Source organism: Paenibacillus sp. FSL R10-2782, from assembly GCF_038592985.1.
GTDB lineage: Bacteria > Bacillota > Bacilli > Paenibacillales > Paenibacillaceae > Paenibacillus > Paenibacillus terrae_C.
Genome location: NZ_CP151951.1, coordinates 425599 through 439447 on the forward strand (window position 1 = coordinate 425599; position 13849 = coordinate 439447).

The window sequence follows — 13849 nt, forward strand, 5'->3', positions numbered from 1 at the left end:
AAAGGAATAGTATAGCAAGGCCGCAGAACAAGGTGCTTGAACGACTGATGGAGCAAAAACAAAATCTGATTGATAGGCGTTCTGATTACTTGAGTAATGCGGTCAAGCGAGGAGCCAGTCCAGATAATATAAAAGCTGACCTTGAGGAAATGGATAAGCAGATTCAACAAATGGATGAGGCTATTCAGAAACAGACGCTTGAAGAACAACGCAAGGCTTTAGGTACAGATGAGGAGAGCAAAAAAGAGATTGAAAAGGGATTGGCAGAGAAAACAGAGCAATATAATCCCAAGACAGCTGAAGAGCAAAAACAGAGTTTTTTCACATACACGATGAAGGGTATTGTCTCTGCAAACAATGAGCTGAAGATGGCGAAAGTAACCAAAATGGCTCAAATCACATTGCAAAGCGAGGCGAAGGGGTGGGAGAACAGCGACCCTGCAAAATCTGCGGCCTTGCGAGAGAAGGCAGAGGGGCTTAATAGCAAAATCCTGGATATAGCCGGAGCTGTCAATGAGCATATTACCGAAGCGCTGCAAAGGGAACAACCGATTACCCGTGAAGATAATCAAAGTGATGAGGAAAAACAGCGTGTAGAGGCAGAGGGAGTGTGGACTGAGCAAGAGCTCCATGCTTACTCGGATTCGGCTAAAGGAAAGACAGAAGCGGTCGGCACGAATGTTAATACTGTAGCTTAACACATTCCTGTCTTCCCTAATTTCTGCTTGATAGACTAGGAAGGCAAAGTAGCGGCGGTCGTTTCTTGGCACTGTAGTGATTAGTGGCAATCCTCAAAATAGTTTCCGTGGTGATACACGGAAACTATTTTATTATCGGGGGAAACGGGGAGTGGGAAGAGTGAATTCTAAGATTCATGTAGCGATTATTGACGACGGAGTTACTGCGGAAGTCTTCAATACAAATATGTTGTATGATATTGAAATGGTCTCTTCATTACCAGTTCATTTTCAAACATCCACAAGTGCTGCCCAAGACAAGCCCCTGGAAGACGAACGACAGAATATGTACATGATGAACCATGGGACATTATGTGCAGGTATTGTACAAGCCTATTTTCCGAATGCAGTGATAAGTAGTGTTAAAATATTGAAACAAAGGAAAGGAAATGCTGATCAACTTTGCGCTGCCCTGCGCTGGTGTGTAAAACACGGGGTACAGGTAGCCAATATCAGTCTGGGAAGTACCGATTTTCGGGATCGTACCTTATTGCGGGAAGTGGTGAATGAAGTTGCGGCCGCAGGGCTTATTATGGTAAGTGCCGCACACAATGGCGGTTTTCTCACTTATCCTGCTTCCTTCAGCAATGTGATTGGAGTAGAATGTGACCGAAGCGGGAACCTTGCTGCAGGTCAATACAGGTATAACCTTGAGGCGGCCTTCGGTGGTGGAATTGAATTCACGGCTTTTGCTAGACATGCCCTTACAGACGTGTTAGGAGGGACAGTGTTGTGCCCTAACAGCAACAGCTATGCAGCCCCGCTAATCACGGCACAGGTATGTATGTTATTGCAGAGCTCTAAGTGTATTTATTCTATAGAGTTGCTTAAGAACGAATTGCAGGAACATAGCTGTAATCTGGTGCAAGCCTCCCGTTTACCAGTGCAACGGTACAGAAATCCAGATTGGATTCGGTGTGCGTTTGTATTTAAAGCAGGTGCTGCTACCTGTACAGTGGCACCGTATTATTTTCAGATTCAACGTGAAATTCTGATCTCCTCTCAAGAGGCTGTTCCTGTGATCAAAGCGGTGCTCGTGCAGGAGCATGAGCAACAACGTATAACCGATACCCTCATTTTATTGGGGCACATGGATGCGGTTACCCTTCGGCAAGTGAGTCATTTGGCTATTCAGTACGGTAAGCATGTGGTTTATGCAGGTGAATGGCAGTGCGATATCCCCACGATGGGCTTTTTCTCCCGTCAATTGCGCTTATGGCATGGAGAGGTCGGCCTACAGAGAGAACTGGAGAAGTATAAGGAAGGAAAGTCTCTTGAAATTCCGTTTGTCGCTATTTATTATGACGGGGAAATGGACATATTTTATTTTCTGCATTTGCTGAAAATGTCTTTTGTCCGGGATGGATATCATTGTTGGGTTGCAATGGATCAGTCCAGAGCTGTATTGCATGATATGGAATACATTTGCTTTTCTCGTACTGTAAATAGAATGGAGGAGCTTGTATGCTGTTGTAATAGGATCGCCTCCATGGTTCATGCGGATGTTGTTATTCTTTGTCTGGAGGCCTGTCAGGGTTTGGATGGGTTGAGGAAACAGAACTCACCGGATACAGAGCTGGAGCTTTGGTTGCAAACAACTGAAGGATCAGAAGCTATCCGAATTTCTATAGTAAGTAATAATAAACTTCTGGAGAAAAGGACGCTCCAAGGTTTAAATGTGGAGGCTATAGACGCTCTGTATAAATATATAGAGTATGTGCTGGTCAATTAACATTCCTATTAATTGGGTAATATTTTCTATAATTGAATCGTTTTAATTTCTTGTTCAGTTAATCCGGTAGCCTTTGCAATGGTAGCTATGTCCATACCCATGGAAAGCATATTTTTGGCGATATTCTTTTTCTCATCTTCTTTACCTTGGGTTAATCCTTTTGCCATACCGATAGATTCTGCTCTATCGATCATGGAAGCTTCATCGTGCAGGTATTTCTGCCGGGCTTCATACAGACGTCTTGCTTCTGAATCCTGACTCAAGAATTGCAGCGTGTCCATGGCTTTTTCCAATCCGGGTTCGTTCATTTTTAAAACCTCCCATTTGGATGGATCTGCGCCTTTAAGAAACAACAGCCAGTTGATAAGCCCTCCTTCTTTGAAGGATGCGGTTTGCTCATCCAGCTTCAGCAGTTCCAGAAAATGTACTTCAATATCATCAATAAGTGATATCCCTGTGCGGTCCTCGCGTAAATGAAACACATTGTGGTATTCATCGTTAGGTAAAAAAGAATAGTTGAGGATGTTAATGGTCACACATTTTTTTAGTTCCTGGTATTTTTCGCCCTCATGAAGCTGTCCCGTGTATCGCTTACTCCAATAGAACAACGTCCGCTTCTCAATATCGTATTTGTTGAAAAGCTGCATTTCGATATCAATTAGTTTGCCCTCTGCGGTCTTGGCATAGACATCAAAAATAGACTGCTTGTCGACGGATCGTCCTTATCCGTATAGGGATTCATTAAAATAATTTCGGTTAATTGAGCTTCTCCAGCTCCCGTTTAGTATTAATTATATCATCTTTTTTAAGATATCAGAATGTCTGAACTTCTTTTCCGAATGATACTGTTTCATCATTTCACTACATATTCTTAGGGTAAAAACTAACCTGGGATGTGTATACATGAATGATAGCTCATTTTCACCCCAATCCTTTGAAAAACCTAATTTCCTGGTACTCCTTGTGGATGAGGAACGGTATCCAGCGGTTTATGAAAACCGGGAAATCAAAGAATGGAGCAGACAAAATCTTATTACGCAAGGACTCTTGAGGTCTCACGGACTGGAGTTTCACAGGCATTATATTGGAAGTGCTGCATGCAGCCCCAGCAGAACAACCTTGTTCACCGGTCATTATCCGTCACTCCATGGCGTCACTCAGACAGACGGAGTGGCCAAGGGGGCATTCGACTCCGATATGTTCTGGCTGGATAGAAATACGGTGCCTACGATGGGGGATTATTTTCGCGCAGCCGGATACCAAACGTACTATAAAGGAAAATGGCATATATCCGATGAGGATATTATCATCCCGGGTACGCACAAAGCCCTTCCCAGCTATCATCCGCTGACGGGGGTACCCGACAGAAGACTGGAAGGCATATATGAGCAAGCCAACCGCTTGGATAGCTTTGGATTTTCCGGGTGGATCGGTCCAGAGCCGCATGGGAGAAACCCACGAAATTCCGGTTCCTCCGCCGCTGTTGGTTTAAGCGGGCGAGATGAGGTGTACGCCGCAGAAACCGCCCAGCTAATCGAAGCCCTTGACCGTCGGAAACAACATGACAACCATGCAGAGCCTTGGTTAGTCGTAGCTTCATTTGTGAACCCGCATGATATTGTTTTATATGGTGCTATTACTGCGCGATTGCCCATGTTTCGATTTGAGGTGGAACCGATGCCAGATGTCACTCCCCCTCCGACAATCAACGAATGGCTGGCTACAAAGCCACGCTGTCAGGCAAGCTACAGGGATATTTACCCTAGAGCGTTACAGCCCATTGTGGATCAGCCCTTTTATCGAAAGCTTTACTACCAGTTGCAAAAAAATGCAGACCGTCAGATGCTTAAGGTATTTGAAGCACTGACCCGTTCTTCTTTTTACGATAATACCATTGTGATTTTTACATCCGATCATGGAGATTTGCTAGGCGCTCACGGCAATCTTCATCAAAAGTTTTACTGTGCGTATGAAGAGATTGTGCATGTGCCTTTGGTTATCCATAACCAACATCTGTTTCCTCAATATAAAAGCGAGCATACCCTGACAAACCACGTGGATCTCCTGCCTACGATGCTTGGACTGGCGAATGTTGACATCACTGCAATCCAGAGTCGCCTGCAAAACAGCTTTAGCGAAGCCCGCCCCTTGGTGGGACGTGATCTTACTCCTGTTATTCGCGGACAGAACCAGGGGGAGATAGTTGACCAGCCGGTTTATTTTATGACCGACGATGATGTGACCCGAGGACAGCGGCAGATCAATATACTGGGAGAGGCATATCCGTCTGTTGTTCAGCCCAATCATATCGAGACTGTCATTACGCCCCTGCAAAGAGAGGGTGTAAAGGAGCTGTGGAAGTTTACCCGCTATTTTGACAGTACTCAATTCTGGAGCCAACCGGGGGTGAAGGATGTTACTATGCGACCCGTGGGCGAGCATACATGCGGACAATATTCTCAATGGGCTACACAGGTCAAAACGCAACCGGAACGTGACGAATATGAATTGTATAACCTGACCAGCGACCCTTTGGAAACATGTAACCTTGCTCATCCCGCATTTGCAACGCAGCAGAGCAGAAGCGTTCAGCAACAGATGATGCGCTTATTGGAGGAACAACGTAAACAAAAACGTTTATACCCCGCTCAATCAGGTGTGAGGTGAAAAACAACGCTTTTTCCCTCTTCCGGGTCATCGGAAACAGCTTGATGCTCTCTATTAAACGCGATCCGGTCGATAATTATGGTTTCGGTTACAATGTTACCATACGAACAGCGGAGCTTCTCTTTGAAGGAGGGGCTCCGCTTTTTCGGGTTCACATGGACATGTTGTGAAAAATCCAAAAAAACAACTTTTGCTTACAGCCCCACCAGTCTTGTAAATCTGGCCTGCTGCCGATTAGCAGCAGGCTGACATTTTTTTACGCATCCAACGTATACAAGGGCAGGCCTTCCGGCAAAGCTGCCGGGCGCAGGCATGTGCTCTGCATCGGATAGAATGTCTGCTCATCGGAGGAATCATGGAACGCCCACATCGCCTCCAGCACATGGTAGGCCAGTTCACCGCTGGCGCGGTGAGGCCGTCCGCTGCGGACAGCATAGGCCATATCGGCAACGCCGATGCCCCGTGTATTCTCCTGGTAGCCCGGCAGCAGCGGCGCTTCTGCCCATTCCTGCTCGCCCTGCAGCCTGTAGCGAACGGGCCCTCCGAATGTGTTCGGGTCAGGCACCTGCAGCGTGCCATGAGTACCATATACCTCGATCGGTGGCAGGGAGCTTCCACCAAAGATGTCAAAGCTGGTAATCAGCGTGCCGACAGCCCCCTGCTCGAAGCGTAGCAATCCAGCCACATGGGTCGGAATGTCAACCGGGATAGTCTGGCCTCTCTTTTTCTCGCTTGTAATACTTCGCTGGTCCAGCGCCTTGCCTGTCATGCCAGAGATGGTGGCAATCGGACCAAGCAATTGCACCAGAGCTGTCAAATAATAAGGGCCCATATCAAACATTGGTCCGCCGCCCATAGCATAATAAAATTCAGGATCGGGATGCCAATGTTCATGTCCACGGCTCATCATGAAGGCCGTAGCGGCTACCGGCCTGCCAATGACCCCTTCCTCAATCAGCTTCAATGCCGTCTGTATGCCGGAGCCGAAGAAGGTCTCCGGTGCGCAGCCGATAAGCAGTCCCTTGCGGCGGGCCAGCTCCAAGACAGCCTGGCCCTGCTCACGGGTGACCGCAAGCGGCTTCTCTACATAGACATGCTTGCCTGTCTCAAGGGCTCTGAGGGATACGTCGGCGTGAACGGCCGGTATGGTCAGATTAATGATGAGTTCAATCTCTGGATCAGCCAGGATCTCATCTACCGAATATACGTTCGGAACGTTATACGCTGCCGCCTGCTCCTTTGCTCGGCCCTGGTCCAGATCCGCTACTGCCGACAGCTCCAGAATATCGAAGCGCTGGCAATTTTCCATGTAAATTCCGCTGATTTTACCACAACCAATAATGCCCACCTTCATTTTGTTCATGCCTGGACTCCCTTCACCTTCAAAAAATGGATAATGGAATTTCCTTACTGCATCCGACATCATCCTGTCCACGCTACCGCTGCTGGTTGTCTGCCATGCCCGTATAAGCATCTGCCAGGGAGCTGCCCTGGGCAGCCGCCGTCTGTTTGCCTGCCGCAGCCCACAGGAACCCGCTGCGCATCATCTCGGTCACTTGAGGCATCTCTATGATATCTGCGTGATGTCCTAGCGAATTGTAGAAGACGCGACCGTTTCCCCAACGCTTCGTCCATACAACGGGCATATCCACCGGCCCATTGGCTGAATGCGGTCCCGGTACGACCGGGAAGCGTGTGGTTGCCAGCACTTCAACCGCCGGGTCTACGTGGAGGTAGTACTGCTCGCTTTTGACCTGAAAATCCTTAATATGATCCAGCAGCGGGCTGGAGCCGCGCTTCATGTTCACCATATACTCCACCCCGTCATTGCCGGGATGTGCAACCCATTGCCCGCCTGTCATGAACTGCCAGTCCACATTGTTCCGGAAGGCATCGCACATGCCGCCATGGCAGCCTGCTAGGCCTACGCCGCTCTGAACTGCTGCCGAGACATGATTGACCAGCTCCTGCTCAATCTGTCCCATGGTCCACAACGGAACGATTAGGTCCAGGCCAAGCAGCTTATCCGCATCCTGGTAGGCTTCAAGGTTATTAGACACCTCCACCTCGAACCGCTCTTCCTTCAGGATCCGTTCAAAAATGGCAGCCACCTGCTCCGGCTCATGTCCGTCCCATCCGCCCCATACAATCAGTGCCTTGCTCATCTGTAATCCACTCACCTTTCGGAATGTGATAGTTATCTTACATTTCTTCAATGGATACCCAGCGGCGCTCCTCTATGGATCGTTCCACCGCTTCAAGCACGGCCTGACAAGCGACCCCGTCGTGGAAGTTCGGCACAGGCTGCCGTCCCTCGGAGATGGCACTCATCAGCTCAAGCATCTCGTGGGTGAAGGTATGCTCGAATCCGATCGTATGTCCCGCAGGCCACCAGGCCTCGGAGTACTTGTGTGCCGGATCGGTGGCGAGCACGCGGCGGAAGCCCTGAACGTCCTTCTCATCTTGTGTGAAATACACTTCCAGTTCGTTCATCCGTTCAAAGTCAAACCGCACACTGCCCAGACTGCCGTTGATCTCGAATGAATTGGTGCTCCGGTGTCCAGCCGCAAACCGTGTGGCCTCGAAGCTGCCCAGCGCACCTCCGGCGAAGCGTGCCAGGAACAGCGTGGCATCATCGACCGTCACTTCTCCCATCGGCGCATTCGCCCCGGCGTTGCCCTTGGCGCTCAATCCGGTCATCTCCGAAGCCAGCGGGCGCTGCTTGATGAACGTCTCGCTCATGCCGATCACTTCATGAAACTCGCCGACCAGGAACCGGGCGAGATCAATCAGATGAGCGCCAAGATCACCATGAGAGCCAGAACCGGCCACTTCCTTTTGCAGCCGCCACACCAGCGGGAAGGACGGGTCCATGATCCAGTCCTGAAGGAAAAAGGCACGGAAATGATAGATTTTGCCCAGGCGGCCGCTCTCGACTAGCTGCTTTGCCAGCTGGACAGCAGGAGAGAAGCGGTAGTTGAAGCCGATCATATGTCTGACACCCGCTTCCTCCGCTGCCTGTAGCATGTCACGGGAATCCGCCAGCGAGAGCGCAAGCGGCTTCTCACAGAACAGATGCTTGCCATGGAGGGCAGCCTCAACGACAATTTCCTTATGGGCATCACTCGGAGCGTTGATGTCAATGAGATCAATATCTTCACGTTTCACGAGATCATGCCAATTGGTAACGCTTTCGGTCCAGCCGAACTGGCGGGCAGCCGCCTGAACCCCCTGCTCGTTGCGTCCACAGATGACGGACATCTCCGGCTGCAGCGGGGCACCCGGGAAGAACATGGGCAGATTGCGGTAAGCGTTGCTGTGAGCCTTGCCCATAAATTTGTAGCCAATCATTCCGATACGAAGACGATTAGACATGTCGTTATCCTCCTTATGGGTCTGAGTTCCAATGGATTGTTGAGGAATGCGGTTATTAACGAATGGATGATGCCCTGATAATCAACTTCGTGGACAGAAGCTCTCTTATCGAGGGGCATCCGGTCAGTTCCAAGGCTGGAATACGGTCTGGAGAATCCGGTATAAGTTTCGAGGCCGCAAGCTCCCCCATCTCATAAAAAGGAACGCGGACGCTGCTTAGCGGCGGAACGGACATCTCGGCCACATCCGAATCGTCATAGCCCACGAACGCCGGGAATCGGTCAACGCCCAGTCCGAGCTCGCGCAGCCCCTGCATCACACCGATGGCCATCCGGTCGTTCGCCGCAAACACGGCATCAATATCATTCAGCCTGCCTGCGATTGTAGCCGACGCTTTAAGCCCGCTTCGACGGCTGTAATTGCCCTCCAGAAGCAGCTCGCGATCATAATCGATGCCGGCCTCTTGAAGCGCGATGCGGTAGCCCTTCAAACGCTCTGTACTGTTGGAATAGCTATCCGGGCCGTTGAGAAAAGCAATCCGCTTGCACCCCTGCTCTATGAGGTGACTTACAGCCGCCCGGCTTCCCTCCACGTGGTCTGCATCCACTTCACAGAACGACTGTCCTGCAAAATGGTGATTCATGACGCAGAACGGACGCCCTTCTTCCTGAAGTCTCTTCAGCGCTTCCAACTCATCGTGGTCATCCCTGGCTCCAAGGACGATACAGGCATCGACCTTTTGCTGGCGAAAAAGACCGCTGTAATCCATCCTTTCCCCCGGTTTCCGGAACAATAGTAGCAGATCAAGTCCGCTGTCCCTGGCCTTGCTTCCGATGCCGCTCAGCATCTCGGAGAAAAAATAGGCTGAGAACAGGTGCGCCTTCGGCACATAAGGCATAACCACACCAAGATGCCCGCTCTTGCTTCGGGCAAAGTTGCGTGCCAGCGCGCTGGGAACATAACCAAGCTGATTGGCGGCGTCCTTGACCTTCTTCCGGGTCTCTTCCTTGATGGGACCGGCCGCGTTCAATACCCGCGATACCGTCGCTTCAGACACGCCAGCGAGCTCTGCTACTTCCTTGCGCGATACGATATTGCCCACCTCCAGTCATTTTATGTACGCGCGTACATTTTCTCATGCAGCCCTGCCTCTGTCAATCCCACTTTCCTTAATAAAATTTTGATCGCATCTGTACAACTATAGCTACTACAGGATTTTGCAAAATCCTTACTTAAGAAAGTAGTTATCTGCTAAACGTAACCAATTGCTTATCGTTTATTAATATAATTAATAAATATATTAAGTATTTAATAATAATATTGACCATAATATTTATGATGTGTTATATTAAATTCGTAAATGAGCATTTTGCAACAATCCCAAGAGCGATGTCAAATCAGCAATATAGAGATCGAAACAGTTTAGTTCGTCTATCTATTGTCCTTTTGAGCGTTGGGAATCGAACGATGCAAAATGCTGAAATAAACCGCTTGTTAGTCTTAGAGGTACAACGGATTTTATTTTCGCATTCAGAGAGGATGGTTTAGGTGGCAGCAGCTGTAAAAGCAAAAATGATTGTAGATAAGTCATTTCGGATTGCTGAAGTCGATAAACGCATTTATGGTTCTTTTGTAGAGCATCTCGGGCGTGCCGTATATGGTGGTATTTATGAGCCTACTCATTCAACTAGTGATGAAAGCGGTTTCCGTAATGATGTAAAAGAGCTGGTGAAGCAGCTTGATGTTCCTATTATACGCTACCCGGGCGGCAATTTTGTATCCGGTTACAATTGGGAAGATGGTGTCGGTCCTGTCGCGTCCAGACCTAGACAGCTAGAGCTGGCGTGGAGAACGGTCGAGCCGAATGAAGTGGGTACGAACGAATTTTTCAAATGGGCGAAAGATATCGGTTCAGAGGTTATGATGGCGGTTAATCTGGGTACGCGCGGGATTGATGCGGCACGTAATCTGGTGGAATATTGCAACCATCCGGGCGGTTCCTACTGGAGTGATCTACGCCGCAGTCACGGTGTAGAGCAACCGCACAAGATTAAAACCTGGTGTCTCGGCAACGAAATGGATGGCCCATGGCAGATTGGACACAAGACAGCGGAAGAGTACGGTCGTCTCGCGGTAGAGTCCGCAAAAGCAATGAAGCTGATTGACCCTGACATAGAGCTTGTCTCTTGCGGCAGTTCCAGTTCGACAATGCCGACGTTCCCTGAGTGGGAAGCGACGACGCTGGATCATACCTATGAGGTAGCCGACTATATTTCTCTGCATCAATACTATGGCAACCACGACAATGATACGGCCAATTATTTGGCACGCTCCATGGATATGGACCATTTTATTCATACAGTTATTTCGACCTGTGACTATATCAAAGCGAAGAAGCGCAGCAAGAAAAAAATGATGCTCAGCTTCGATGAATGGAATGTGTGGTACCACTCCAACGATGCGGACAGCAAAATTGATCCGTGGTCTGTGGCGCCGCCCCAGCTTGAGGATATTTACAACTTCGAGGATGCACTGCTGGTGGGAAGCATGCTGATTACGTTCCTGCGTCATGCTGACCGTGTAAAAATGGCTTGTCTTGCCCAATTGGTCAACGTTATTGCGCCAATCATGACTGAAAATAACGGAAAAGCATGGAAACAGACCATTTTCTATCCGTATCTGCATGCATCCCGTTATGGTCGCGGTGTATCGTTGATGCCCGTGGTAGACTCAGAAAAATACGATTCCAAGGATTTCACAGACATTCCTTATCTGGATAGCGCTGTGGTTTATGATGAAGAGGGAGACGCTCTGACCGTCTTTGCGGTAAACCGCCACTTGTCCGAGTCGCTGGAACTGACAGTGGATGTGCGCAGCTTCGAAGGCTATCGCATTGTGGAGCATACGGTGCTGGAGCATGACGATCTCAAAGCAACTAACAGCCCGGCAGGAGAAAAGGTTTCGCCTCACAACGGCGGTAATGCCAAGCTCGACGATGGCATCGTCAAAGCTCACTTGGGCAAAGCCTCGTGGAACGTAATCCGTCTCGCCAAGTCTCATTAATCCTTTTTCTGCAAAAGGTATAGTCCCAGCTGTACCTGAAAAAGCCCGCATTCTCTCTTGTATGGGTATACAGGAGCAGCCATGCGGGCTCTTTGCATAAAATGAGCCATTTGTCCCTCAGCAAATATAGCGATACTAGAACAGGCTGATTTTTAAATAAAAATTATTCTAATTACTAAATTTAACTAAACGAAGATGTTACTTATTAACTATACTCTCATATTACATACATTTTTATGAAGTTAATTAGACCCAGTTCCAATCAGCCAAGGTGAAAAAAGACCCTATTATAGCGTTGTCAACGTATTGATATCTGAAATGCAGGGTGTGCAATCCGTCTGTAATCCACGTTATAATTCACAGGATGGTTTATTCAAAGCCAAGGATTGTCGTAGCATTTCCAGAAAGGAATGATCTGTATGAGTCAAACGGACGAATATCGTTTTCAGGTGAACTTGAGCGGGATGATTGATATTTTGGCCAATCATTTATATAGCAGCCCACGCGTGTTTATACGCGAGGTACTGCAAAATGCAACAGACGCAATTACGGCTCGCAAGGAGCTAGGGGAGACTGCTGCTGAAAGTAAAGAGTTTGAAGGTAAAGTGACGGTGGAGTTATCTGGCTCCGGTGAACAACAGGTTTTGATGATTCAGGATAACGGCATTGGACTGTCGGAAGAAGACATTCACCGCTTTCTGTCGATCATTGGCCAGTCTTCGAAGAAGGGGGCAGATTTACTGGCCTCGGAGACATCATTTATCGGGCGATTTGGGATTGGCTTGCTATCTTGCTTTATGGTGAGCGACGAAATCGTGGTGCTGACGCGTTCAGTAAAGGAAGGAATCTCCATGGAATGGAGAGGAAAACCGGATGGAACGTATACGATCCGTCGATTGGAGACTGAGCTGCCTGTAGGCACGCAAATGTATTTGCGCTGCAAGCCGGGGAGCGAGTTTTATTATGAGCCGGCGCAGGTGGAGGAGTCTCTATTTTATTATGGGGCGTTGCTGCCTTATCCGGTCATGCTGTCTGTAGACGGCGAGACCAAGCGCGTCAATCTTCCGTCTACCCGTTGGATGCAGGACCCGGAACAATTGCGCAGTCGTCGCGGTGAAGTGCTGGACTTGGGCTATCGCCTGATGGGTGAGCGCTTTGGCGATTTTATTCCACTGCGGACGGCATCGGGCAGAACAGGCGGGATTGCATTCATTTTGCCGCGTAGCATCAATCTCAACAGCAAACGGCTGCATCGGGTGTATCTGAAGCATATGCTGGTGTCCGACAAAGCGGAAAATGTATTGCCAGAGTGGGCCTTTTTCATTAAAAGTCTGATCTGGACAGATGAATTGCAGCCGACGGCATCACGTGAGTATTTTTATGAAAATGAGCAGCTTGACGCTGTTCGTTCTGAACTGGGAACCTGTATTCGGCAAGAGCTGCTACGCATGGCGGAGTATGAGCCAGACCGCTTCCAGCATTGGATTCGTTTGCATGAGCTTTCCATGAAGGCGCTAGCGGTGGAGGATGATGAATTTTTGCGGATTATGCACCGCTGGTTTTCCTTTGAAAGTACATTTGGGCGGCGGGAGCTGAGTGAACTGATCCGCGAGGCGGGCGGGCGTCCGCTCCATTACACATCGACGGTTGATGAGTATCGCCAAATTACCCATGTGGCGGCGGCGCAATCCATGCTGGTGATCAATGGCGGCTATATTTACGATACGGAAATTTTGGAAAAGCTGCATTGGATCGACCCTGCCCTGCAAGCCGAGCGGCTTAGTCCCGAGGATGTATCTCTTTCATTTACCGGGCTAACGCAGGAAGAGCGCGAGCAGTATTACAGCGTGCTGCGCGTCATGGATGCTGCTTTGCAGCCGATGCGCTGCCGTACGGAATTGAAGCGTTTTGAGCCGGCGAGCTTGCCTGTGCTATATACCATTTCGCAGGATGCGCTAACCTTGCGCTCGATGGAAAATACCGTTGAAGAAACAACTGCGCTTTTTTCCAATGTACTCGATAGTCTGAAAGCCGGGGTCCAGCAGAATGCGGGCTACTCGACCCTATATTTTAATTTGAACAATCCGGTGGTGGCGCGTATTTTTGAGGCTACCGATACACAGATGATTACGGCTGCAACGGAAATGATGTATGTGAACGCACTTATGATGGGCCACTATCCGATGAATCGGAGTGAGTTGGGGCTGATGAACCGGAGTGTGCTGCATTTTATCAATTGGGGATTAGGGAACGGACAGAACACGTAATTGCATAA

General features: G+C 49.0%; 9 protein-coding genes and 1 pseudogene. 5 read left to right on the forward strand and 5 right to left on the reverse strand.

The annotated features are described in order from the left end of the window. Positions 1 to 47: 47 nt before the first annotated feature. On the forward strand, positions 48 to 698 hold the full coding sequence (locus NST83_RS01880) for a muscle M-line assembly protein unc-89 Uncoordinated protein 89 (RefSeq protein WP_342416367.1): 651 nt from the start codon (positions 48 to 50) through the stop codon (positions 696 to 698). A 160-nt stretch (positions 699 to 858) separates the two neighbouring features. Continuing rightward, positions 859 to 2469, forward strand: a complete 1611-nt coding sequence (locus NST83_RS01885) for a S8 family serine peptidase (RefSeq protein ID WP_342416368.1) — start codon at positions 859 to 861, stop codon at positions 2467 to 2469. A gap of 26 nt (positions 2470 to 2495) precedes the next feature. Here NST83_RS01885 and NST83_RS01890 read toward each other — a convergent pair. Continuing rightward, positions 2496 to 3244: pseudogene (locus tag NST83_RS01890) on the reverse strand (Rpn family recombination-promoting nuclease/putative transposase); the annotation flags it as partial. 128 nt (positions 3245 to 3372) lie between these two features. Between NST83_RS01890 and NST83_RS01895 the strand changes: the two are divergent. Further along, the gene (locus NST83_RS01895; protein ID WP_342416369.1) at positions 3373 to 5136 is read left to right on the forward strand and encodes a sulfatase-like hydrolase/transferase; all 1764 of its coding nucleotides are present in this window, start codon (positions 3373 to 3375) and stop codon (positions 5134 to 5136) included. 256 nt (positions 5137 to 5392) lie between these two features. Here NST83_RS01895 and NST83_RS01900 read toward each other — a convergent pair whose 3' ends face one another. The 4 genes from NST83_RS01900 to NST83_RS01915 all read right to left on the reverse strand — a co-directional run bounded on the left by NST83_RS01900 (position 5393) and on the right by NST83_RS01915 (position 9613). Further along, complete coding sequence (locus NST83_RS01900; protein ID WP_342416370.1) at positions 5393 to 6499, reverse strand: Gfo/Idh/MocA family oxidoreductase; 1107 nt, start codon at positions 6497 to 6499, stop codon at positions 5393 to 5395. A gap of 73 nt (positions 6500 to 6572) precedes the next feature. Beyond that, entirely contained in the window at positions 6573 to 7301 is a 729-nt protein-coding gene (locus tag NST83_RS01905; RefSeq protein ID WP_342416371.1) for a ThuA domain-containing protein, read from the reverse strand. A 37-nt stretch (positions 7302 to 7338) separates the two neighbouring features. Further along, on the reverse strand, positions 7339 to 8511 hold the full coding sequence (locus tag NST83_RS01910) for a Gfo/Idh/MocA family oxidoreductase (protein WP_342416372.1): 1173 nt from the start codon (positions 8509 to 8511) through the stop codon (positions 7339 to 7341). Positions 8512 to 8566: 55 nt separating this feature from the next. Next, positions 8567 to 9613, reverse strand: coding sequence for a LacI family DNA-binding transcriptional regulator (locus NST83_RS01915; protein WP_342416373.1), 1047 nt, complete (start codon positions 9611 to 9613; stop codon positions 8567 to 8569). Between the two features lie 446 nt (positions 9614 to 10059). On the opposite strand from NST83_RS01915, the gene NST83_RS01920 reads away from it, so the two are divergent. After that, complete coding sequence (locus tag NST83_RS01920) at positions 10060 to 11574, forward strand: alpha-N-arabinofuranosidase (protein ID WP_342416374.1); 1515 nt, start codon at positions 10060 to 10062, stop codon at positions 11572 to 11574. Positions 11575 to 11993: 419 nt separating this feature from the next. Then, positions 11994 to 13841, forward strand: a complete 1848-nt coding sequence (locus NST83_RS01925; protein WP_342416375.1) for an HSP90 family protein — start codon at positions 11994 to 11996, stop codon at positions 13839 to 13841. Positions 13842 to 13849 lie beyond the last annotated feature (8 nt).